This is a genomic window from Glycomyces mayteni (assembly GCF_042428885.1).
GTDB classification, from domain to species: domain Bacteria; phylum Actinomycetota; class Actinomycetes; order Mycobacteriales; family Micromonosporaceae; genus Glycomyces; species Glycomyces mayteni.
Genome location: NZ_JBHMBP010000001.1, coordinates 1,313,917 through 1,336,386 on the forward strand (window position 1 = coordinate 1,313,917; position 22,470 = coordinate 1,336,386).

20 protein-coding genes are annotated in these 22,470 nt (G+C 72.7%); 12 read left to right on the forward strand and 8 right to left on the reverse strand.

Annotated features, from left to right (window positions below; genetic code table 11):
* Positions 1–16: 16 nt before the first annotated feature.
* Positions 17–1,303: a nucleotide sugar dehydrogenase gene (locus ACFFXY_RS06040; RefSeq protein ID WP_382347003.1), complete on the reverse strand. Its 1,287-nt coding sequence runs from the start codon at positions 1,301–1,303 to the stop codon at positions 17–19.
* 338 nt (positions 1,304–1,641) lie between these two features.
* On the opposite strand from ACFFXY_RS06040, the gene ACFFXY_RS06045 reads away from it, so the two are divergent.
* Positions 1,642–2,745 (forward strand): glycosyltransferase family 2 protein, encoded by a 1,104-nt coding sequence (locus ACFFXY_RS06045; RefSeq protein WP_382347006.1) that lies wholly within the window; start codon positions 1,642–1,644, stop codon positions 2,743–2,745.
* Here ACFFXY_RS06045 and ACFFXY_RS06050 read toward each other — a convergent pair.
* The gene (locus ACFFXY_RS06050; protein WP_382347009.1) at positions 2,662–4,086 is read right to left on the reverse strand and encodes a glycosyltransferase family 2 protein; all 1,425 of its coding nucleotides are present in this window, start codon (positions 4,084–4,086) and stop codon (positions 2,662–2,664) included. The genes ACFFXY_RS06045 and ACFFXY_RS06050 overlap by 84 nt on opposite strands.
* A 9-nt stretch (positions 4,087–4,095) precedes the next feature.
* Entirely contained in the window at positions 4,096–5,595 is a 1,500-nt protein-coding gene (locus tag ACFFXY_RS06055; RefSeq protein WP_382347012.1) for a glycosyltransferase family 2 protein, read from the reverse strand.
* A 163-nt stretch (positions 5,596–5,758) separates the two neighbouring features.
* Between ACFFXY_RS06055 and ACFFXY_RS06060 the strand changes: the two genes are divergently transcribed.
* From ACFFXY_RS06060 to ACFFXY_RS06080, 5 genes are all read left to right on the forward strand, one after another.
* Complete coding sequence (locus tag ACFFXY_RS06060; RefSeq protein WP_382347015.1) at positions 5,759–8,221, forward strand: glycosyltransferase; 2,463 nt, start codon at positions 5,759–5,761, stop codon at positions 8,219–8,221.
* 14 nt (positions 8,222–8,235) lie between these two features.
* Positions 8,236–8,565 (forward strand): hypothetical protein, encoded by a 330-nt coding sequence (locus ACFFXY_RS06065; RefSeq protein WP_382347018.1) that lies wholly within the window; start codon positions 8,236–8,238, stop codon positions 8,563–8,565.
* A gap of 120 nt (positions 8,566–8,685) precedes the next feature.
* Entirely contained in the window at positions 8,686–9,549 is an 864-nt protein-coding gene (locus ACFFXY_RS06070) for an ABC transporter ATP-binding protein (RefSeq protein ID WP_382347021.1), read from the forward strand.
* On the forward strand, positions 9,546–11,528 hold the full coding sequence (locus ACFFXY_RS06075) for a CDP-alcohol phosphatidyltransferase family protein (protein ID WP_382347024.1): 1,983 nt from the start codon (positions 9,546–9,548) through the stop codon (positions 11,526–11,528). Before ACFFXY_RS06070 ends, ACFFXY_RS06075 begins: the two co-directional genes overlap by 4 nt.
* Before the next feature lie 106 nt (positions 11,529–11,634).
* Positions 11,635–12,081, forward strand: a complete 447-nt coding sequence (locus tag ACFFXY_RS06080; protein WP_382347027.1) for a hypothetical protein — start codon at positions 11,635–11,637, stop codon at positions 12,079–12,081.
* A 7-nt stretch (positions 12,082–12,088) separates the two neighbouring features.
* On the opposite strand, the gene ACFFXY_RS06085 is transcribed toward ACFFXY_RS06080, so the two are convergent.
* Positions 12,089–12,994 carry a polysaccharide deacetylase family protein gene (locus tag ACFFXY_RS06085; protein ID WP_382347030.1) on the reverse strand — a complete coding sequence of 302 codons (906 nt, stop codon included), beginning with the start codon at positions 12,992–12,994 and terminating at the stop codon, positions 12,089–12,091.
* Between the two features lie 52 nt (positions 12,995–13,046).
* Here ACFFXY_RS06085 and ACFFXY_RS06090 point away from each other — a divergent pair, with 52 nt between their 5' ends.
* Entirely contained in the window at positions 13,047–13,646 is a 600-nt protein-coding gene (locus ACFFXY_RS06090; RefSeq protein ID WP_382347033.1) for a UbiX family flavin prenyltransferase, read from the forward strand.
* 3 nt (positions 13,647–13,649) lie between these two features.
* Entirely contained in the window at positions 13,650–13,901 is a 252-nt protein-coding gene (locus ACFFXY_RS06095) for a hypothetical protein (RefSeq protein ID WP_382347037.1), read from the forward strand.
* 134 nt (positions 13,902–14,035) lie between these two features.
* Here ACFFXY_RS06095 and ACFFXY_RS06100 read toward each other — a convergent pair whose 3' ends face one another.
* Positions 14,036–15,430, reverse strand: coding sequence for a UDP-glucose dehydrogenase family protein (locus ACFFXY_RS06100; protein ID WP_382347040.1), 1,395 nt, complete (start codon positions 15,428–15,430; stop codon positions 14,036–14,038).
* 293 nt (positions 15,431–15,723) lie between these two features.
* Here ACFFXY_RS06100 and ACFFXY_RS06105 point away from each other — a divergent pair, with 293 nt between their 5' ends.
* Positions 15,724–16,890: an acyl-CoA dehydrogenase family protein gene (locus tag ACFFXY_RS06105; protein ID WP_382347043.1), complete on the forward strand. Its 1,167-nt coding sequence runs from the start codon at positions 15,724–15,726 to the stop codon at positions 16,888–16,890.
* 42 nt (positions 16,891–16,932) lie between these two features.
* On the opposite strand, the gene ACFFXY_RS06110 is transcribed toward ACFFXY_RS06105, so the two are convergent.
* Positions 16,933–17,829, reverse strand: coding sequence for a TSUP family transporter (locus tag ACFFXY_RS06110; protein WP_382347046.1), 897 nt, complete (start codon positions 17,827–17,829; stop codon positions 16,933–16,935).
* 249 nt (positions 17,830–18,078) lie between these two features.
* Between ACFFXY_RS06110 and mdh the strand changes: the two genes are divergently transcribed.
* The 3 genes from mdh to ACFFXY_RS06125 all read left to right on the forward strand — a co-directional run bounded on the left by mdh (position 18,079) and on the right by ACFFXY_RS06125 (position 21,185).
* Complete coding sequence (gene mdh, locus ACFFXY_RS06115) at positions 18,079–19,029, forward strand: malate dehydrogenase (protein ID WP_382347049.1); 951 nt, start codon at positions 18,079–18,081, stop codon at positions 19,027–19,029.
* 95 nt (positions 19,030–19,124) lie between these two features.
* Entirely contained in the window at positions 19,125–19,904 is a 780-nt protein-coding gene (locus ACFFXY_RS06120; RefSeq protein ID WP_382347052.1) for a phosphatase PAP2 family protein, read from the forward strand.
* Between the two features lie 30 nt (positions 19,905–19,934).
* Complete coding sequence (locus tag ACFFXY_RS06125) at positions 19,935–21,185, forward strand: APC family permease (protein ID WP_382347055.1); 1,251 nt, start codon at positions 19,935–19,937, stop codon at positions 21,183–21,185.
* A 51-nt stretch (positions 21,186–21,236) separates the two neighbouring features.
* Here the strand turns inward: ACFFXY_RS06125 and ACFFXY_RS06130 are convergent, their stop codons facing one another.
* The gene (locus tag ACFFXY_RS06130; protein ID WP_382347058.1) at positions 21,237–21,629 is read right to left on the reverse strand and encodes a DUF3263 domain-containing protein; all 393 of its coding nucleotides are present in this window, start codon (positions 21,627–21,629) and stop codon (positions 21,237–21,239) included.
* Between the two features lie 24 nt (positions 21,630–21,653).
* Entirely contained in the window at positions 21,654–22,439 is a 786-nt protein-coding gene (locus ACFFXY_RS06135) for an HAD-IIA family hydrolase (RefSeq protein WP_382347061.1), read from the reverse strand.
* Positions 22,440–22,470 lie beyond the last annotated feature (31 nt).

The window sequence follows — 22,470 nt, forward strand, 5'->3', positions numbered from 1 at the left end:
CGGTTTTTCCTGCGTATCAGAGGGTCTCGACGCCGTCGGCGCCGCGGAGGGCGCCTCTCGTGTCGAGGACCGGGACGCCCGCGGGGAGGGTGTCGGGGGCGTATTCGGCGTGGTTGGTGAGGAGGACGATGAGGTCGGCCTTCGCGGTGGCGAGGTCGGCGACGCGTTCGACCTCGTGGCCGCCGACGTTCCAGGCCGTCACGTGCGGGTCGTGGTAGGCGACCTCGGCGCCGGCCTCGATGAGCTTGCGGCCCACCGGGGTCGAGGGCGACTCGCGCTGGTCGGCGATGTCGGGCTTGTAGGTGACGCCGAGGAGGAGGACGCGGGCGCGCGAGAGCGCGATGCCGTTGCCGTTGAGCTTCGCCATGGCCCGGTTGACCACGTACTCGGGCATCCGGTTGTTGATCTCCTGCGCCAGCTCCACGAACCGGAACGGGTACCCGAGGGTCCGCACCTTGTACGACAGGTAGTTCGGGTCGATCGGGATGCAGTGCCCGCCGACGCCCGGCCCCGGGTAGAACGCCTGGTAGCCGAACGGCTTGGTCTTGGCGAGGCCGATCGCGTCCCACAGGTCCACGCCGAGCTCGCGGCAGAACACCGCCATCTCGTTCACCAGCGCGATGTTGACGTGCCGGTAGGTGTTCTCCAGCAGCTTCGCCATCTCGGCCTCGCGCGGGCCCTTGGCCTCCACGATCGTCTCGATGAACCGCGAGTACAGGTCCTTCGCCGCGGCGGTGCACTCGGGGGTGAGGCCGCCGACGACCTTGGGGGTGTTCACGATCCCGTAGACCGGGTTGCCCGGGTCGACGCGCTCGGGCGAGAACGCGAGGCGGAAGTCCGTGCCCGCGGTCAGGCCCGACTCCTCTTCGAGGATCGGGGCCACGACCTCCTCGGTGGTGCCCGGGTAGGTGGTGGACTCCAGGACCACGAGCGCGCCGCGCCGCAGGTACTGGCCCGCGGAGCGGGACGCGCCGATGACGGCGGCCAGGTCGGGGCCGCCCGCCTCGCCGAGGGGCGTGGGGACGCAGATGACGATCGCCTTGGCGCGCGACTGGACCGAGGCGTCGGTGGTGGCGGTGTAGCCCTGGCCGATCATGACGGCGAGTTCGGCGTCGGCGATGTCGTCGATGTGGCTGGCACCGCCGTTGAGGGCGTCGACCACGCCCTGCGAGCGGTCGAGGCCGACCACGCTCAGGCCCTTGGCGGTCGCCGCCTGCGCGAGGGGCAGGCCCACATAGCCCTGGCCGACCACGACCAGGTCGACGTCGAGGGCCGGCTCGTTCGGTGCCGCGTCGTTAACCACAGTGGAGTCCTTTGCGAATCGGCAGGGTGGGTGCTCGGGGGTGAATCGAGATTAGCAACGGCAACGCCCAGGGGTCCAACCAGGGCAAACGTCAATTCTTGTTGGCTGTTCGTTCATTCATTCGTCATGTAATGTGCGCGAAATCGTCGCCGTGCGAGTCTGTTCACCGATTGATAGGCGAATGTTCACCATTCCCCGGGTGCGCCCGCGGCTGCGCCCACCTGCGGGAACCGCCTCCTGAATTCTACGGTTCACATGCGATTTCGCCCGGTGCGCGGCGTGACCCGGGCCCCATTCTCCGGCCGGTCCGGGTGTTCTCTGAGGGCTACGATCGGTGCATGCCCGCACTGAGCATCGTCATCCCCGTCTACGAGGCCGAGGCGTACCTCGCCGGCTGCCTCCGGACGATCACCGGCGGGGGCGACCGGCTCGAAGTGGTCGTCGTCGACGACTGCTCGCCCGACGGCTCCCGCGCCGTCGCCGAGGCCTTCGCCGCCGAGGACCCCCGCATCCGCGTCGTCTCGACCCCGCAGAACGCGGGCTCGGGCCCGGCCCGGAACTTCGGCCTGACGCAGGCGAAGGGCGACTACGTGTGGTTCGTCGACGGCGACGACGAGCTCAAGCCCGGCGCCGTCGAGCGCGTGCTCGCCGCCGTCCAGGCGCCCGAGCGGCCCGACGTGGTCCTCGTGCAGCACGAGAAGGTCCGCGACACCGGCGTGGTCGAGACCGGCGAGCTCGCCGACCTGGCCGCGCACAGCCCCGCCGACCCGGCCGCGTTCACGCTCGCCGAGTGGCCGCAGATCGTGGACTACACGCACACCCCGTGGACGAAGGTCTCCCGCCGCGAGTTCCTCACCGGCATCGACCTGGGCTTCCCCGCGGGCTGGTACACCGACATCCCGTGGACGTACGGCCTGCTGCGCCGCGCCGAGCGGATCAGCGTCGTCACCGAGTGCTGCTACCAGTGGCGCCAGCGGGCCGGGTCCTCGATCACGCGGACCCGCGACGACCGCCACTTCGACGTGTTCACGCAGTGGCAGCGCGTCTGGGACGACTTCGAGGGCGTCGAGGACCAGGGCGTGCGCGTCGCGCTGTTCAACCACATGGTGTGGCACCTGCTGCTCGTCATCGGGAACACCGAGCGCGTCGACCCGAAGAAGCGCCGCGAGTTCTTCCGCCGCACCTCCGGCCTGTACCGCCGCTACCACCCCGGCCCCGACGCGTGGCACCCCGCCGAGGGCGTCACCGGCCTCAAGCAGCGGCTCCTCGCCGCCCGCGCCTACCTCGGGTACGAGGCCCTGCGCCAGGTGTACCGCCTCGCCCAGCGCCTCAAGCACACCGAGGTGAGCGAGCGGGACTCAGCGGCCGAGGCCGCGCCTGACGGCCCGGCGCAGCGGTCCGAGACCGCGCTCCCGACCGCCACCCGCGTCACCGGCACCTGAGTCCGGGGCGAACGCCGCCGCGAGGGGGCCCTCGCCCACCCGCTCCGCACCCCACACGTCCGCGATGGACGCGCCGAGGTGCGCCGCGCGGGCCGCGGCGGCCGCGCGTTCGAGGCGCACGGTCCCTTGGGGGAGTTCGACTTCCAGCAGTCCCAGCCGGTGCTCGTTGGCGTGGGCGAGGAGCGTCTTGACGGCCTCCGGTCCGGGCTCGGCGCCCGCGGGGACCTCGATGCGGTACGGCACGCCGCGGTCGCGTTCGGCCTCGGCCGCGAAGCGGACGCGGGCCTCGCCCCCGAACGCCTCCTGGAGGTTCCGGGCCGCGAAGTGCGGGTCGTCAAGGGGCGCATGGCGGCCGGTGTGCGGCTCGGGCCAATCGCCGGTGACCGTGACGCGCACGTCCCGGACCGAGCCGGTGAGGATCGCGTCCACGCAGGACTCGGCGCCCTCGCCCGAGGCGACCACGACGTCGGCGAGCGGGGTGCCCCAGCTTCGGTTGGCCCTGGGCCGCTTCAGGTCCACCTCCGGGACGCGGTCGGCGATGCGGGGCCGCCGGTACGCCTTCGCGAGGTCGCCGCGGGAGGCGATCTGGCGCGGGCCCAGGTGCCACGCCGACGAGTCCTCGTCGGGCACGAACAGCGCCCCGGCCTGGTGCAGCCGGTACCCGAAGATCGTGTCGGAGCCGAGGAGCACGTCCGCGTCCATCCCGCCGGAGGCGTCGAACATGCTGCGGCGCAACGAGAACGACGCGCCCACGAGCACCCGGAACGCGCGGTGGTCGGCATCGCGCAGGCCCGCGGTGGCGTCGATGATCTGCTCGATCCACTGGGGTTCGGCCCGGTCGTACAGCGACGCGGCCTTCCCGGCGCGCACCGCCTCGAACACGTCCACCGGGTCCAGGTCCCCGGGCCGGTAGTCCACGAACCGCTTGTGCCCCAGCACGGCCAGGTAGTCGGCGGCGTGGTGCCACCGCAGCTGCGACTCGACGTGGTCGTCGAAGACGAGCATGTCCGAGTCCAGGCGCAGGACCACGTCGCCGTCCGACTGCGCCGCACCGGAGTTCGTGGCGTGCGCCGAGGCCCACCCGCCCGGGAGCGGCTTGACGATCCGCGTCGACTCGGGCCGCAGGTCCGGCAGGCGCAGCGGCGGCTCCGTGCCGTCGTCGACCACGACCACTTCCACCAGCGACGACGGGTACGACTGCGCCGCAAGGGAAGCGAGCGTGACGTCCAGTTTGTCCTGGTGGCCGTGGGCGGGGATCACCACGCTCACGGTGAGTTTCGGCCGCCAGTCCGCGCCCGGCCTGTCGAGGGGGCCGTAGTCGTTGCGGCGCAGGACGGTCACTGCTGGCTCCTAGCGTTTGAGCAGGGCCCGCAGCCGGGCGCGCTGGCGGGCGTCGAAGTACTTGCGGGCGAAGCGGCGCGCGAGGTCCGCCGGGGGCGGGTTGAACACGGAGCCTTCGGGTTCGGGGGCGAGGAGGCCCTCGAAGACGGTGGCGCCCCAGATCCCGGCGACGACCTGGTCGAGGCCGGCGCCGCCGGTGATGTGGCGGGCGCGGGCGAACGCGGCGGTCCGCTCCAGGCGGGCCGGGGGCCCGTCGGGGAGTTCGGCGAGCACGAGCCCGGCGTCGACGCGTTCGATGAGGTGCAGCATACGTCCGAGCCCTTTGGCGCGCATCGGCACGGGCCTGGGGAGGAGGAGCCGGTACGGGACGGCCGGGTCGGCCTCGGGCGCCTGCTGGGCGATCCGCACGCGGGCCTCGGCGTCGTACAGCTCCTCGATGAGGCGCAGCTGTGCGCCGTCCCCGGCGAGGATCGACGCGCGGTCCTGCGGGGCCGGGCCCTGGCCGGTGACGAGCGTGATCCGCACGTCCCCGTCGGGGCCGCCGAGGACGGGTGCGACGGCCGCGTCCACTTCGGCTGCGGTCGCCTCGCCGATGTCGATCACCATGTCCACCAGGGGGACCCGCCAGGCGCGGGGCGCGGCGGTGCGGCGCCAGCCGTGCAGCGGGACGCGCTGCGCGATGTAGGGGACGCGCTGCTGGCGGCCCTCGTCCTGGCGCTCCAGCATCTGCGGCATGCCCAGATGCCAAGCGGAGGAGCGGGTCTCGGGCACGAACACGGCCCCGGCCTGCGCGAGCCGGTACGCGAACTCGGTGTCCGAGCCCAGGCGCAGGTCGGTGTCGAGGCCGCCGACGGTCTTGAAGAAGTCGCGGTGCAGGGAGCCGGTGGCGCCGATGAACACGCGGTAGTTCGTGGGGTGGTGCGCGGTCAGGTCGTCGGTGTCGGCGATGACCTTCTCGATCCAGTGCGCGGTCGAGTCCTCGACGGCGAACAGGGCCTCGCCTTCGCCGACGAGGACCTTCTCGTGGACCTGCTCGGGGGTGAGGCGGCCCGGCTCCCACGCGGTGAACCGCTTGTGGCCCAGGACGGCCAGGTAGTCGGCGGTGTGGTGCCAGCGCATCTGCTGCTCGACGTGGTCGCGGTAGGCGACCATGTCGGAGTCCAGGCGCAGCACGACCTGCCCGTCGGCGTGGGCGACGCCGGTGTTGACGCCGTGCGCCGAGCCCCACGAGTCGGGGGTGGTGGTGACGAGGCGGGTGTGCTCGGGGCGCAGCTCGGGGAGGCGCAGGGGCGGGGCCGAGTTGTCGTCCACGACGACGACCTCGGTCAGCTCGGCCGGGTAGGTCTGGGCGGCGAGGGCGGCCAGGGTGAGGTCCAGCTTCTCCTGGGCCCCGTAAGCTGGGATGACGACGCTCACCGCGAGACTCGGCTTCCAGGTTTCGCCTTGCGGCGGGTGGAGGGCCCTATAGTCGTTGCGGACGATGCGCGGGCGTTTCGGTGAGTCGCTCATTTCGCGCCCACGATATCCCGGCAGCGGCGGAGGACATTGACCGGCTTCCCAGTTCAACATCTGTTTACGCAGGTGAGGGAGACCGTTCGTTTTCAATTCAACTTGGCGGCCATTGGGCACGCGAGGATCTCAGTCGAAAGCGACGCAGAGATGAACGGACGAGATGACTCCAGCTAGCGAGGACGCCCGCTACCCGGCCCGCCTGATCGACGACCAGTTGCGGCAGTCGCGGGCCCGCAGGCGCGGCTCGCTCGTGTCGACCGCCCTGCGGACGCGCTCCCCGGGCGGCCGGTACCTGCTCGCCGCGGCCGCGACCCGGGAGCTGACGCTGCACGGGCTGATCGCGGCGGCCCGGGAGGGGCGGCGCGTCGAGGCGGACCCGGAGGCCCTGGCCGACCTCGCCCGCGTCGTCGGCCTCCAGTTCGGGACCGGCGAGGACCGCGCGGACGCGCTCGCCCTGTTCGACCTCGCATTGGAGCTGGGCGGCCCGAAGCGGATCGCCGCGCGGAACGCCGCGGTCCACGCGCAGCTCGCCCACGCCACCGGCGACGCCGAGCGCGTGCGGCGGCTCATGCGCCGCTACCGGCACCTGCCGGAGCTGGAGCGCGACGCGCTCCTGGCGGACCTGGAGCACCCGGACGCGGGCGGCGACGAGCGCGCCTGGACCAGGCGGATCGCGGCGCTGTGCGGGCAGCCGGAGCTCCGTCTGGACCCTGACGCGTCGCTGCCGTGGTTCGACCGGCTGCGTTCGGACGCCGTGCCCGCCAGCGTGGACGGCCCGAACGTCTCGGTCGTCGTGACCGCGTACCGGCCCGGCCGGGCCCTGCTCACCGCCGTCCGGTCGCTCCTGGAAGGCACCTGGGGGAACCTGGAGGTGCTCGTCGTGGACGACGCCTCGGGGGCGGAGTACGACGCCGTCCTGGACGCCGCGGCCGCGCTGGACGGGCGGGTCCGCGTGATCCGCGAGGACGCCAACGGCGGCACGTTCGCCGCCCGCAACACCGCGTTCGATGCCGCCACGGGCGAGTTCGTCACCGGCCTGGACTCCGACGACTGGGCCGCGCCCGGCCGCATCGCGCGCTCGGTCGCCCCGCTCCTGGCCGACCCGGGCCTGCAACTGACGTACGGCGAGGCGTTCCTGTTCACCGAGGACCTCGCCGCGACCCGCCCCGGGCGGGTCCTCACCACCACGTCCACCGCGTCGATGACGTTCCGCCGCAGCGCACTCGACCGCCTCGGCTACTACGACGAGATCCGCAAGGGCGCCGACACCGAACTGCTGCACCGCTTCGCCGCCGCCTACGGCCAGGACGCCGTGCAGCGCCTCAAGGCCACCGACACGCTCATGCGCCAGGCGCCCGGGTCGCTCTCGCGCGAGGAGTTCGGGCCCGGCTGGAAGCACCCCTCCCGCCGCGCCTACCAGTCCGCATACCCCTTGTGGCACAAGAAGATCGCTGCGGGCGAAGCCGACCCGCACCTGCCGCGGCACCCTGAGCCGCGCCCGTTCTGGGCCCCGTACCACGCGGCCGTCGCGAGCGCTGACCAGCGGCCGCGCCGCTTCGACGTCGTCTACTGCCTAGACTGGCGGCCCTTCGGCGGCCCCCAGAAGTCCACCATCGAGGAGATCAAGGCCCTGCGCGCCGAAGGCATGTCGATCGCCGTCATGCACCTGGAGTCGTGGCGGCACATGACCACCGAGGACCGGCCCATGTGCGAGCCGATCCAGCGCATGGTCAACGACGGCGACGTCGACCAGGTGCTCCCCACCGACGACGTCGCGTGCGACCTCCTCGTCCTGCGCTACCCGCCGATCCTCCAGTTCCGCTCCGGCGAGCGCTCGAACGTGCGCCCCGACCGGATGATCGTCCTCGCCAACCAGGCCCCGGCCGAACGCGACGGCACCGACGTCCGCTACGACCCGGACGGCTGCCACGCCAACGCGACCGACATGTTCGGCACCGAACCGCTGTGGGTCCCCCAAGGGCCCCAAGTGCGTGAGGCGCTCTCAGGCCTGACCGCGGGCCGCCTCGCCGACTTCGACATGCCCGGCATCCTCGACACCGCCGACATCGCGCCCGCCCGCACCGGGTTCCGGTCCGTGCTGCCCGTCGTCGGGCGACACTCCCGCGACGATCGCACCAAATGGCCCGAGGCCGCGGACCTGCCGCTCGTCTACCCCGGCGACGGCCGCTGGGACGTGCGCATCATGGGCGGCGTCAAAGCCGTCCCCCAGATCACCGGCGAGCCCGTCCCGCCCGAGTGGACCTGCTACGGCTTCAACGAGACCGACGTGGACTCGTTCCTGTACCAGCTGGACTTCTGGATCTACTTCCCGCACCCGATGCAGTACGAGGCGTTCGGCCGCGCCGTCCTCGAAGCGCTCGCCGCCGGGTGCGTCACGGTCCTCCCGCCCCGGTTCGAGCCGGTCTTCGGCGACGCGGCCCTGTACTGCGAGCCCTCCGAAGTGGTCCCATTGGTGGACGGCCTGTACGCCGACCCCGAGCGGTACCTGGCCCGCAGCGCCCTCGCCCAGCAGCGGGTGCGCGAGCGGTTCAGCCACGACTCCTACCGAAAGCTCGTGTCGGACCTGCTGGCCGACAGCCCCGTCCGAACCGCGTCAGCCTGACCGAGAGAGCGTCGATGAAGAAACTGCTCAAGGCCGTCCACCGCCGCCTCGGCCGGCCCTCGCCCGCCCGCGCCGGGGCCGTGCTCGCCGTCCTGGCCGCCGCCGGGCTCATGGCCGTCGCGCTCCTCGGACCGCAGCGGCTCGTGTGGGCCGCGTCATTCGCGATGAGCCTCATCACGCTGGCCGCGCTGGCGCTGGTGTGGCGCGAGGCGAGGCAGGCGCGGCTCGAAGCCCGCGCGTCCGCCGAGCGCGCCGAGGTCACCTACCGCCGCATCCTCGCCGCGTTCGAGGTCGAGCGCCTGGCCGCCGAGCGCCGCCGCGCCGGGACCGACCGCGCTGCCTGAGCCCCGGACCTGCGAGATTCCTCTCTTATCGGCCGTGGACCGGCCCCGATGACCGGGCGGTAGTATTGGCGCGCCATCGAAAGGCCGCACAGCCACCATCAGTCCCGGAGGGCCGCCCCCATGGAGGAGCCGATCATTCAGGCTCGTGACCTCGGCATCTGCTTCGCGAAGGGCAAGCAGAAGAAAGGCCGGGTCAAGGACCTGTTCGTGCGGCGCGCCGCCAACAAGCAGGGCGCCCAGCAGCAGGACTTCTGGCCGCTGCGCCACGTCAACTTCGACATCTTCCCCGGCGACGCCGTGGGCATCATCGGACGCAACGGCACCGGCAAGTCCACGCTGCTGCGCCTCATCACCGGGGTCCTCATCCCCGACGAGGGGTACGTCCGCCGCGAAGGCCGCGTCGCGCCGCTCATCGCCCTGTCCGCCGGGTTCTCCGGCGACCTCACGGGCCGCGAGAACGTCAACCTGGTTGCCGCCCTCCACGGCATGACCACCAAGGAGATCAAGGCGAAGTTCGACGAGATCGTCGACTTCTCCGAGCTCGAAGACTTCATCGACACGCCCGTCAAGTACTACTCCTCGGGCATGAAGGTCCGCCTCGGCTTCGGCGTCATCACGCAGCTCCCGCACCCGATCCTCCTGGTCGACGAGGCCCTCGCCGTCGGCGACGCCGCGTTCAAGCGCAAGTGCCAGCAGGTCATCAAGGGCCTGCTCGACCAGGGCCGCACCCTCGTGTTCGTGTCCCACTCCGAAGGCGACCTGAAGAAGTACTGCGAGCGCGGCATCTTCCTCGACGCCGGGACCCTGGAGACCGACGGCACCGTCGCCGAGGCCCTCGCCGCGTACAAGGAGGCCGAGGCCCGCGACGCCAAGGCCAAGGAGGAGCGCAAGGCCCGCCGCGCCGCCGCCGCGGCGAAGGCCGCCGAGCAGGCCCCCGCCCCCGCACCGGCCCTCGTACCGGGAGCGGCCGAGGCGGGCGCGTGAGCCGAGCCGTCATCCTGCCGGCCCCGGGCGGCTTCGCCGAGATCGATGAGGACCGCACGGTCCTCGACCGGCTCATCGCCCAGATCCGCGAGGCCGGCTGCGACGACGTCACCGTCCTCACCAGGCCCGGCACGGACCGGCCCGTCAAGGCGACCCAGCTCCCGTCCGCCGACGCGGACGCCGACCTGGCCCACCTCGGGGAGATCGCGTTCTCCGGGGACGGGCCCCTGTTCGTCGCGTGCGCCGACCTCGTCGCCTCGCAGACCACCGTCGCGGCCGTCCTCTCCGACTCCTCGCGCCGCTCCGGCGTGCTCGTCGGCGGCGACGACCCGTCCGCCGCGCCCGTGCAGGTCGAACGCGGCCTCGTCACCGGCCCCGGGCCGGGCCCGACCCGCCTCGGCGGCCTCGCGAAGGTCTCCGCGGCGCACCTCGCCCGCCTGGAGCGGCACTGGCCGCGCCAGACCCAGGGGGACGCCTTCGACGGCGTCCTCGCGGCATTGCACGCCCGCGCCGTCCCCGTCAACGCGTACCGGACGCCGGGCCTGGAGCACCGCCAGGCCGCGACCGGCGACGAGGCCCGCGAGGTCATCGCCGCGTTCGAGGCCGTCGACATGGACGCCTGGCGCCTGCGCAACGCCGTCAAGCACGACGACGACTTCTTCGCGACCTACGCCGTGTCCACCTGGTCCCCGAAGCTCGTGAAGCTCTCGGCGCGCCTGGGCTGGACCCCCACGCCGATCACGTGGGTGTCGATCACGCTCGCCGTCGCCGCCGCCGGGATCTTCGCCACCGGATGGTCCTGGTGGTACGTCGCGGCGGCCGCGCTCATGTACTTCAGCTTCGTCTTCGACTGCGTCGACGGCCAGCTGGCCCGGTACACCCAGAACTTCTCGTCCTTCGGCGGCTGGCTCGACATGATGGCCGACCGCTCGAAGGAGTTCCTCATCTACGCGGGCCTCGCCGCGGGCGCCGTCGCCGGAGGGACCCCCGCGCCCGCCGCATGGGGGCTCGCCGTCGCCGCCATGGCCACCCAGACCGTCAGGCACACCGCCGACACCTGGTACGCCGTGCTCCTCGACACCGCCGTGGTCCGCCAGGCCCGCAGGCGCGAGTCCGCGCCGCCCGCGGGCCGCGCCGCGCACCTCGGCGAACGCCTCGGCTCCGCCTCCGAGCAGGTCATGGGCGCCCACCGCTCGGTCCTGTACTGGGCCAAGCGGACCGTCGTCGCCCCCGTCGGCGAGCGCTGGCTCCTCCTCGCCGTCGCCGCCGTCGCCTTCGGCCCCCAGGTCGCGCTCGCCGCGCTCCTGTGCTGGCAGCTCCTCGCGCTCGCGTACACGACCGCGGGCCGCACGCTCCGGTCCCTCGCGGCCCGGACCGCGGCCCTGCGCCGCCCCGACCGGTCCGCGCACCGCGACGACGGGCCGATCGCCCGCCTCGCCCCGCGCGCCCGCTTCGGCGGCGACATGACGCCGTTCGCCGCGACCGCCGCGGCGGTCCTCGCCGCGGGGGCCGCCGTGCTCGCCGCGTCCCTGGGGACGCCGCCGTGGGTCCCGTTCGGCCTGGCCGCGCTCGCGCTGGTCCTCGCCGGGTCGGTGGCCCGCACCGACCACGAGGGCATCCTCGACTGGTACATCCCGGCCGGGCTGCGCGCCGTCGAGCTCGGCGCGATCTGCGCCGCCGGGATCGCCGCGGAGGTCGCCTGGCCGGTCCTGTACCTGCTGCTGACGGTGATCGCCCTGTACTTCTACGACCTGGCCGCTGGCCTCGACAAGGCCGCCTCGCCGGTGGCCCGCCGGGACCTGGGCCTGGGCTGGCCGGTGCGCAGCCTCATCGCGCTCGCCGCCGCGGCGGTCGCCGTCGCGACCGCGCCCGTGGTGGCCACTGTGGTCTACGGGGTGCTCGCGGTGTACGTGGCGTCGGTGTTCGTCGGCGCGGTCGTCGCCGGGACGGTGCGCGCCTCGCGCGCGGCGGCCGCCTGACGCGGACCCTCCGGGGCCCGCGTCCTCTTGACTTCCAAGCGAACTCGTTCGGCGTACATGCCCGGACGGGCGGGCGCCGCTCGCTTTGCGCGACTAAGGTGTACGTGTGCGCAAGTGTGGGCTCCGGCGTCTGGTGCTCGTCGCGTCCGTGATCGGGGCGGTGGGCCTGCTCTCCCTGCCCTGGTACGGCGCCGCAACCGGGACCGACGGCGAGCCCATATCCCGTGTGGACTGGGTGAACGCCGACGAGACCAACCCGTGGCCGCCCGGCACCGACCTCACCGAGAGCCCCAGCTACGACGGCGACGGCACCGCCGACGGCGACGACGGGGGCACCGACGGTGACGGCGACGGGGGCCCCGGGGGCGACGGCCCCACGGGCGAGGCGGGCGAACCCGGCTCGGGCCCCGTGGACGGCGGCTCCGGCGGCGAGAAGACCGGCGGCCTCCTCGGCCTCTCGTTCCCCGTGCAGGCCGGCATGAGCGTCGGCCTCCTCGCGCTCGCGTTCCTGGCGCTCCTGCCTGGCCGCAGGATGCCCGCGAACCTCCGCTGAACCGGGTCTACAGCGCCGAGTACGTGTAGCCGCGGCGCTCGAACTCGGCGAGGATCGACCCGAGCGCCCCGCACATGTCCTTCTGGTTCGACGCCCCGTCGTGCAGCAGGATGATCGCGCCCGGCTTCGTCGCGTCGAGCACGCGGTCCTTGATCTGCGACTCCGTCGTCGCGTTGTCCCAGTCCGAGGGGTCCACGGCCCAGTGCAGCGACTCCATGCCCATGTCCGCGGCCACCGCGATGGCCCGGTCGGTCCACTGCCCGCCGGGGTGGCGGAAGTACTCGACGGTCGCGCCCGGGGCGGCCTTGGTGATGGCGTCGTTGGTGCGCTGGAGGTTCGCGCGGATCTCCGCCTCGCTCCACGTGCCGAGGTCGAACTCGTGGTACCAGGAGTGGTTGCACAGCGTGTGGCCCTCGCGGACGATGTCCGCGACCAGCTCGGGGTAGGACTCCGCGTAGGCGCCGATGACGCAGAACGTGGCCTTGATGCCCCGCTCGCGGAGCATGTCGAGGACCTGCGGCGTCCACTCCGGGGACGGGCCGTCGTCGAAGGTCAGGGCCACCGAGTCGTCCCCGGTGTGGTTGCGGGTGCCCAGGGGGCCGTCGTACGTGTTCGCGGCCCGCTCGACGGCGGGCGCCGACGACGGCGCCTCGGGGGCCTCGGACGAGGGCGACGGGGACCCGCTCGTCTCGGCCGGGTCCTCCGCGCCGGTCGTCCCGGGGTCCTGCGCGCCGTCGCTCCCGGTGTCGGCGGACTCCCCGGCGTCCTCGGCGGCGGACGAGGGCGCCTCGCTCCCGGTAGGCTCGGTCGCGGTCAGGGTCCCCGCGGGCGGCGCGTCGCCCTCGGGCCACATCCAGGCGAGCAGGAGCAGCGCGAGCAGCGCGGCGGCAATGCCGAACTTGTGGCGTCCCATGCCGTGATTGTAGGTGTCCCGGGCCATCTGTCCGGTGATTCGAGGAGTGGCGATGCGACTGGTCGTGGGAATGACGGGTGCGACGGGTGCGGTGTTCGGGGTGCGCCTGCTCGAAGCGCTCCGCGCGGCCGGCGGGGTCGAGACGCACCTGGTGATGAGCCGCTGGGCGCGCACGACGCTGCGCCTGGAGACCCCCTACTCGCCCGCTGAGGTCGCGGCGCTCGCGGACTTCACGTGGGGCGCCTCGGAGCAGGCCGCGCCGATCTCCTCGGGGTCGTTCCGCACCGACGGGATGATCATCGCGCCGTGCTCGATGAAGACCGTCGCGGCCGTGCGCACCGGGTACACCGAGGGTCTCATCGGGCGGGCCGCCGACGTGACGCTGAAGGAGCGGCGGCGCCTGGTGCTCCTGGCCCGCGAGTCGCCGCTCTCGGAGATCCACCTGGAGAACCTGCTCGCGCTCTCGCGCATGGGCGCGGTCGTGCTCCCGCCGGTGCCCGCGTTCTACAACCGGCCCGAGACCATCGACGACATCGTGGACCACGTGGTGGCCCGGACCCTCGACCAGTTCGGGCTCGACCACGCCAAGGCGCGGCGCTGGGACGGCTTGGGGGACAATGGGTCCACTGCCGAACCTGGGGACGAGGAGTAGCCGGTGGACACCCTGATGTGGGAGGCCAAGGCCGCCGAGGGCCGCGGCGCGGCCCTGCTGCGCTGGGTCCTCGACGAAGGCGTCCGCGCGATTGCCGACCCGGCGGTGCGCACCGAGGTCTTCGTCTCGGGCGACCGCGTCGTCGTGATCGCCGTCGCCGACGAGCCGCCGCGGCGGCTTCCCGACCCGCCGGAGGAGCTCATCGCGCGGCCCCCGCACGCGTGGCCGTTCACGCGGGTGAACACCGCGACCTGAACCGCGCGGCGCGCACCGGGCGCGGCTGGTCGCGAGGGTTCGTCGCGACTTGTGCGAAAGTGTTCTTGTCGGACCCCTGTGTCAGTATTGAGCCAGGGGTCCCTTTAGAGTCCGAAATGTGGCCTTTAGGGCTTTTAGCGGCCGATGCCCTGATAAGTCCAGCCGTGCTTGCGCCACTGCTCCGGGTCGTAGGCGTTCATGCCGTCGAGGAGGCGGCGCTCGGAGACCTGGCGGCCGAGGGCCTCGGGGTCGAGGGTGCGGAACTCCTCCCACGGGACCATCGCGCACACCACGTCGGCGCCCGCCACGGCCTCGGCGAGGGTCTTTACGAACGACAGCTCCGGCGCGAACGCCTTCGCGTTCTCCAGGCCCTCCGGGTCGTAGACCACCACGTCGGCGCGCGCCGCGCGCAGGCGGCGGGCGATGTCAAGGGCGGGGGAGTCGCGGATGTCGTCGGTGTCGGGCTTGAACGTCGCGCCCAGGTACGCGATGCGCACCCCCGACAGGTCCGGCCCGTTCGGGCCCGGCGTGCGCCCCACCAGGTTCGCCACCGAGCGCACCGTGTGGGTGCGGCGGCGGGTGTTCACGGCGTCGACCTCGTCGAGGAACCGGAACGACTCGCCCACGCCCAGCTCCCCGGCGCGCGCCGAGAGCGCCCGGATGTCCTTGGGCAGGCAGCCGCCGCCGAAGCCGATGCCCGCGCGCAGGAACTTGTTGCCGATGCGCTGGTCGTAGCCGATCGCGCGGGCCAGGTCGACCACGTCGGCCCCGGCGGCCTCGCTCAGGTCGGCCATCGCGTTGATGAAGGAGATCTTGGTGGACAGGAACGCGTTCGCCGCGACCTTCACCAGCTCCGCCGTCGCCAGGTCGGTCTCCACGACCGGTACCTCGCGGTCCTCGACCGCGGCGAGCTCCAGGATGCCGCGGTGGACGTCCTTGAGCAGCTGCGAGGCCCACTCGGACTGGGCGGCGTAGACGATCCGGTTGGGGCGCAGGACGTCGTGCATCGCGTTCGACTCCTGGAGGAACTCCGGGCTCCACCCGACCTCGACGCCCAGGCCCTCGGGGGCGTGGCGGTCGACCAGCTCCTGGACCCAGGAGGCGGTGCCGACCGGGACGGTGGACTTGCCGACGATGAGGACCTTGCGCGTCAGGTGCCGCGCGAGGTCGACCACGGCCGCCTCGATGTAGGACAGGTCCGCGCCGTGCTCGCCCTTGCGCTGGGGGGTGCCCACGCAGATGAAGTGGACGTCGGCGAAGTCGGCGACGGCGCCGACGTCGGTGGTGAACCGCAGGCGGCCCGATTCGAGGTTCTTCTTCAGCAGTTCGGGCAGGCCCGGCTCGTGGAAGGGGACGGTGCCGGACGCGAACGACTCGATCTTCGCGGTGTCGACGTCGTACCCGATCACCTCGTAGCCCAGCTCCGCGAAGCAGATCGCGTAGGTCGCCCCGAGGTAGCCGCAGCCCAGGAACGAGATGCGGGGCCGGGTCGTGGGGTTCTGCGAGGGGGTCTGGTTCGCGTTGGCCATCAGATGCGTGCCCTGTCTGTAGATCGGTGCAGTGCTGGTCGGTGCGGGTCCGGGGTGCTGCGGCGCCCGTACACATGATCCCGCATCGCGCGGCGACCTCGAATTGTACGTGAACGTCCCTATGGCCTGCGCCATCGTATATTCAGCTCCACGCTTGAACTTCGGATGACGTTGCGGGGAAGCCGCGGATAATTCACGGTGTCGGCCGTCACCGGGCGGCCACTCCATGGGCTACACTCGCCCTGTATTACCGACGAGTAACAATCGCTGACAGACACTGCCGGGAGCCATCGATGTCCACCGGGTTCACCCCGTACCAGCTGCCAGAAGAGTACGACGACATCCGCGCCGCGACCCGCTCGGTCTGCGACGCCGGGGTCGCCCCGCACGCCGCCGAGGCCGACGAGACCGCGACGTTCCCCGAGCAGTCCTACGAGGCGCTCAAGTCCGCCGACCTCCACGCCCCGCACATCCCCGCCGAGTACGGCGGCGCCGGCATCGACGCGCTCGGCACCGCCATCGTCATCGAGGAGGTCGCCCGCGCGTGCGCCTCCTCCTCGCTCATCCCCGCGGTCAACAAGCTCGGGTCCCTCCCGGTCCTCCTCGACGGCTCCGAGGCGCTCAAGCGCCGCTACCTGCCGCCGGTCGCCGCCGGGGACGCCATGTTCTCCTACTGCCTCTCCGAACCCGAGGCGGGCTCCGACGCCGCCTCGATGACGACCCGGGCCGTGCGCGAGGGCGACGAATGGGTGCTCAACGGCGTCAAGCGCTGGATCACCAACGCGGGCGTCAGCGAGTACTACACGGTCTTCGCCGTCACCGAGCCCGGCAAGGGCCCCAAGGGGATCTCCGCGTTCGTGGTCGAGAAGAACGACGCGGGCGTCTCCTTCGGCAAGCCCGAGAAGAAGCTCGGCATCAAGGGCTCCCCGACCGCCGAGGTCTACTTCGACGGCGTGCGCCTGCCCGCCGACCGGCTCATCGGCGAAGAGGGCCAAGGGTTCTCGCTCGCCATGCGCACCCTCGACCACACCCGCGTCACCATCGCCGCGCAGGCCCTCGGCATCGCCCAGGGCGCGCTCGACGCCGCGACGGCCTACGCCGCCGAGCGCGAGCAGTTCGGCAAGCCGATCGCCGCGTTCCAGGGCGTCCAGTTCCTCCTCGCCGACGCCGCCATGAAGATCAGCGCCGCCCGCGAGCTCACCTACGCCGCCGCGGCCCGCTCCGAGCGGGGCGACGGCGACCTCACCTACTTCGGCGCCGCCGCCAAGTGCTTCGCCTCCGACGCCGCCATGCAGATCACCACCGACATGGTCCAGGTCCTCGGCGGCTACGGGTACACCCGCGACTTCCCCTTGGAGCGCATGATGCGCGACGCCAAGATCACCCAGATCTACGAGGGCACCAACCAGGTCCAGCGCATCGTCATCGCGCGGGAGTTGCAGCGCGGCAACGCGTTCTAGCGAGTTGAGAGCGGAGGCGGGTCCTGCGGGGCCCGCCTTTCGCTATGCCCCGGCTTCGACGCGTTCGGGGCGCTGCTCGGGGATGTGGGGCGCGGTGCGTCTGCGGGGGCCGGTGAGGGCGAGGGCCCAGAGGGCGGCGAGGAGGAGGTAGGCGCCCGCGACGGCGGGCCAGGGGAGGGGGACGTCGGCGAGGAGGGCGCGGAGGTGGAGGGCGACGGCGAGCATGCCGATCGTGGCGGTGAGCTGCGCGGCCGGGACGCGGCCGGTGAGCCAGGCGGCGAACGGGGCCGCGAGCGCGCCGCCGATCGCGAGGCCCTCCGCGAGGGGCATGCCGACCGCGAGGGACTGCGGGGCGAAGATCCAGAAGCCGAGGAGCGCGCCCGCGGCGGCGGCGGCCTGGCCGACGGCGGCCGAGCCGACCGCGCGGCGGGGTTCGAGCCGCGAGACCGCCATGAGGACGGGCACGGTGACCGGGCCCCAGCCGCCCGCGACGGCCCCGGCGAAGCCGCCGACGAGGCCGGTGGGGAGCGTGAAGCCGGTGCGGGCCGCGCCGAGGGGGAGCCTGCCGCGGTAGCCGCGCCAGGCGAGGACCGCGCCGACCGCGATGAGCGCGGCGCTGGCGACGGGGGTCGCGCCGTCGAGCCCGGCGAGGGACGCGAGGGCCCAGGCCCCGACGAAGCCGCCGGCCGAACCGGCGGCGGCGAGGCGGGTCGCGGTGGGCCAGTGGACGTTCCCGAAGCGGGTGTGCGCGGCCGCGGACATGGTCCCGGCGACCAGGGACGCGGAGGCGAGCGCGGCGGCGGCCACGACGGGCGCGAGGCCGATCCCGGTCAGCAGCGCGGCCGAGACGGTGCCGAAGCCCATGCCGAGGGCGCCGTCCACGAGCTGGGCGACCAGGCCCGCGGCGGCGGCGGAGACGACGGCGATCGACACGGACACGTGCGGTTCCCTCCGGTTCGGACGGCACCAGGATAGAACGGGGCGGCGAGCCGTCCCCGCACGCGTCCGAAGTGCCGGATCAGAGGCGCCCGCCACCCGGTGAGGGGCCGGATGCGCTGGGCGAGACCAGGGTCATAGCGTGGGGGAACGGTCCTGGTTACGCTCGCGTAGCCCCTACCGGCAGCAACCAGCCTGCGGCAGCCCACAGGCATTCGCGCAGAGTTTCCTAGAGATGCAGAGGAGCATTCGATGGGTAAGAAGGTCACGGTCGTCGGCGCCGGTTTCTACGGCTCCACCACCGCCCAGCGCCTGGCCGAGTACGACGTCTTCGACGAGGTCGTCCTCACCGACATCGTCGAGGGCAAGCCCGAGGGCATCGCCCTGGACATGAACCAGTCCCGCACCATCGAGGGCTTCGAGACCAAGGTCGTCGGGGCCACGACCGACAACGACGGCAACGGCTACGAGAAGACCGCCGGGTCCGACGTCATCGTCATCACCGCGGGGCTCCCCCGCAAGCCCGGCATGAGCCGCATGGACCTCCTCGAAGTGAACGCCCGCATCGTCCGCGGCGTCACCGAGAACCTGGTCAAGCACTCCCCGAACGCCGTCATCATCGTCGTCTCGAACCCGCTCGACGAGATGACCGCCCTCGCGCAGCTCGCCTCCGGCTTCCCCAAGAACCGGGTCCTGGGCCAGGCGGGCATGCTCGACACCGCCCGCTTCACGAACTTCGTGGCCGAGGAGCTCCAGGTCCCCGTCAAGTCCGTGACGACCCTGACGCTCGGCTCGCACGGCGACACCATGGTGCCCGTCCCCTCGCAGTCCTCGGTCGACGGCAAGCCGCTCGCCGAGCTCCTCCCGGCCGACAAGGTCGAGGAGCTGGTGACCAAGACCCGCAACGGCGGCGCCGAGATCGTGGCCCTGCTCAAGACCGGCTCCGCGTACTACGCGCCGTCGGCCGCGGCCGCCCGCATGGCGAAGGCCGTCGCCGAGGACTCCGGCGCGGTGCTCCCGGTGTGCGCGTGGGTGGACGGCGAGTACGGGATCTCCGGCGTCTACCTGGGCGTCAACGCCAAGATCGGCGCCGAGGGCGTCAAGGAGGTCGTCGAGACCCCCCTCACCGACGGCGAGCTGGCGAACCTCAAGGAGGCCGCCGAGGCCGTCCGCGCCAAGCAGGCCGACGTCGCCGAGCTGTAAGCACTCTCGTGAGGGGCGCCCGCGGACCGCGGGCGCCCCTCACGCGTTCCGACATGCGGTCCGGTCCCCGATCCGGCGTCGCTAGGCTTACGCCCGTGACGGGCATCAGGCAGCGCATCGGTCGAATCGCCCCAGGGGGCTGGGAGCCGTTCGTCGTGCGGCGACCGGTCTCGTGGTGGCCGGAGATCCTCCTGACCGCCGGATTCGCGCTGTGCACGTGGCTCGCGGCGTTCCACAGCCCCCTGATCGACCTCGACATCTGGGTCCGCGACTTCTCCGACGCGCACCGGCCCCCCTGGTTCGACTGGTTCCTGGTCCAGACCAACAAGCTCGGCCAGGGCGGGTTCCTCTCGGGACTGGCGCTCGGCATCGCCGCGATCATCGGCTACTTCAAGCAGACCGTGCGGCCCGTGGTCATGTTCTTCGGCGCGTACATCCTCACCGCGCTCGTGCTCGTCCTCAAGCTCGCGTTCCCGCGGATCTACCCGCACTGGCCGCGCCCCGAGCCCGGGCCGTACGCCGACGCCGCGCAGGCGCTCCTGTACTACCCCGACCGGTCCGAGCTCGGCGACCTCGGGGACACCGCGGTCGGCGCGTACCCCTCGGGGCACGTGGTGAACACGCTCATCTGGTACGGGCTCCTGGTGATGCTCACCGGCGCGGTCCTCAAGACCTGGCAGCGGCGGCTCCTGCTCACCGCGCCGGTCGCCATCGTGTTCTTCTCCACGACGTACCTCGGGTTCCACTGGCTCACCGACTCGATCGCGGGGCTCTTCATGGGCCTGGCCCTCATCAGGGTCATGCAGCGCGTCCACTGGACGACCGTCCCCCTGCCGCTCTGGCTCGAACCCGAGCGGCGATATCGCCGCCCCTGAGCGGAAACCCGTGCGCGGTATCGTCTCGGCATGCCCACTCCGCCGCGAGCGCGGCCGCCCCTCCAGCGCCGCCTCGGCCTGTTCTCAGCCGTCGCGATCGGCCTCGCCTCGATGCTCGGCGCCGGGGTCTTCACCGTCTGGGCGCCCGCCGCACGCGCCGCCGGATCGGGCCCCGGACTCCTTGCGGCGCTAGCGGTCGCCGCGATCATCGCGTACTGCAACGCCCGGTCCTCGGCCCGCCTCGCCGCGCTGCACCCGCAGTCGGGCGGCGCGTACGTGTACGGGACGGTGCGCCTGCACCCGGCCGCCGGGTTCGCCGCGGGCTGGGGCTTCCTGGTCGGGAAGACCGCCTCCGGGGCCGCGATGGCCCTCACGCTGGGCGCGTACCTGCTCCCGGACCATCCGCGGGCGCTCGCGGCGGCCGCGGTCGTCGCGTTCTGCGCCGTGAACCTGCTGGGCGTCAAGCGGACCGCGCTCGCCTCGGCGGTGTTCGCGGCGATCACCGTCGCGGTCCTCGCCGCGGTCGTGGCGGCCGGGCTCACCGGCCCGGTCGCGGCCCGGCCGCTGGGGGACACGCACCCGTGGGGCGTGCTCACGGCAGCCGGGTTCGTGTTCTTCGCGTTCGCCGGGTACGCGCGCATCGCGACCCTGGGCGAGGAGGTGTCGCGGCCCGAGAAGACCATCCCGCGGGCCATCGCGATCGCCTTGGGCGCCACGGTGGTCGTGTACGCGGCGGTCGCGGTGACGGCGCTGAGCGTGCTCGGGGCGGGGACGCTCGCGGAGTCGGACGCGCCGCTCGCCGACCTCGCGGGTGCCGCGGCCCCCGCGGTGAAGCCGCTGGTGGCGGTCGGCGCGGGGATCGCGACCGCGGGCGTGCTGCTGAGTCTGCTGGCGGGGATCGGGCGGACGGCGCTGGCGATGGCCCGCGACGGGCGGCTGCCGGGGCCGCTGGCGGCGGTCTCGGAGCGGTTCGGGGTCCCGTGGGCGGCCGAGATCGCCGCGAGCGCCGTCGTCCTCGTCATGGTGTCCACGATGGACTTGACGGGGGCGATCGGGTTCTCGGGGTTCTGCGTCCTGATCTACTACGCGGTGGCGAACGCCGCCGCGGCCACGCTCGACACCCGGGCCCCGCTGCCGTGGCTGGGGCTGGCCGGGTGCCTGCTCGTGGCCGCGAGCCTGCCTCCCGCGTCGGTGCTCGGCGGGCTCGCGGTGTTCGTCGCCGGGGCCGTGTGGTTCTGGGTGACCCACACCCGTCACCCCACCCGCACCCCGGACCAGTGAGGGCTTCGCCCTCGCAGTTCTGCTGAGGCGCAGCGGTTCCGGCAGCGCGGTCTAGCGCGCGGCGCGCCTCGCGTCGCGGGCCGCCCGGAGTCGGCGCACGACCGCGGGCTGCTCGGCGGCGGCCTCCGGGTGGTCGATGAGGCGGGCGAGCTGCTGGTAGTACCGCTCGGGGGTGAGGTCCAGCTCGTCGGCGATGGCCTGCGTCTTCGCGCCCGAGGCGCGCCACCAGCGCGCCTCGAACTCAAGGATGCGGGCCTCGGGGCCGGAGAGCTTCGACTCGGCCTCGCGCGGGGTGCGCGGCGCGGCCTGCTGGCGGGGGGCGGCCTGGGCCTGCGGGGCCTCCCGGACGGGGGCCTCGCGCGGGGCTCGCTGGGGTGCGGGCGGCGCGTCGTCCTCGTGGCGGGTGCGGGGGGTCCTGGCGGCGGGGCGTTGACCGGGAGGCATGGGGCTGCTCCTTGCTGGCTCGGCTCACTCGATCCAGTCGATGAGGTCGGCGACCGAGTCCTTGACGTGGTTGGGCCGGAACGGGTAGCGCTCGACCTCTTCCATACTGTCAGTGACCCCCGACAGAACGAGGACCGTTTCGAGGCCCGCCTCCAGGCCCGAGAGCACGTCGGTGTCCATGCGGTCGCCGATCATCACGGTCGACTCGGAGTGGGCCCCGATGCGCCGCAACGCGTTCCGCATCATCAGGGGGTTCGGCTTGCCCACGAAGTACGGCTCCGCGCCGGTCGCCGCAGTGATCATCGCCGCCATCGCGCCGCACGCGGGGAGGATGCCCTCCAGCGAGGGGCCCGTCGTGTCCGGGTTCGTGCAGATGAACCGCGACCCGGCCTTGATGAGCCGCACCGCGGTCGTCAAGGCGCCGAAGTCGTAGCGGCGGGTCTCGCCCAGGACCACGTAGTCGGGGCGGAAGTCGGTGAGCACGTACCCGATCTCGTGCAGCGCGGTCGTCAGCCCCGACTCGCCGATGACGTACGCCGAGCCCTTCGGGCGCTGCGAGTGCAGGAAGTCAGCAGTCGCCATCGCCGAGGTGTAGATGTTCCCCGCCGGTACGTCCAGACCCGACTTCTTCAGGCGCGCATGAAGGTCGTTCGGCGTGTAGATCGAGTTGTTGGTGAGGACGAGGAACCCCCTCCCCGCCGACTGGAGCTTCTCGATGAGCGTGTTGGCGCCGGGGACGGGCACCCCCTCGTGGACGAGCACGCCGTCCATGTCCGAGAGCCAGTTGTCGAAGGGTCCAGGTGTAGTCATGGACAACATCTTGCCATCGCATCGGCCGAAC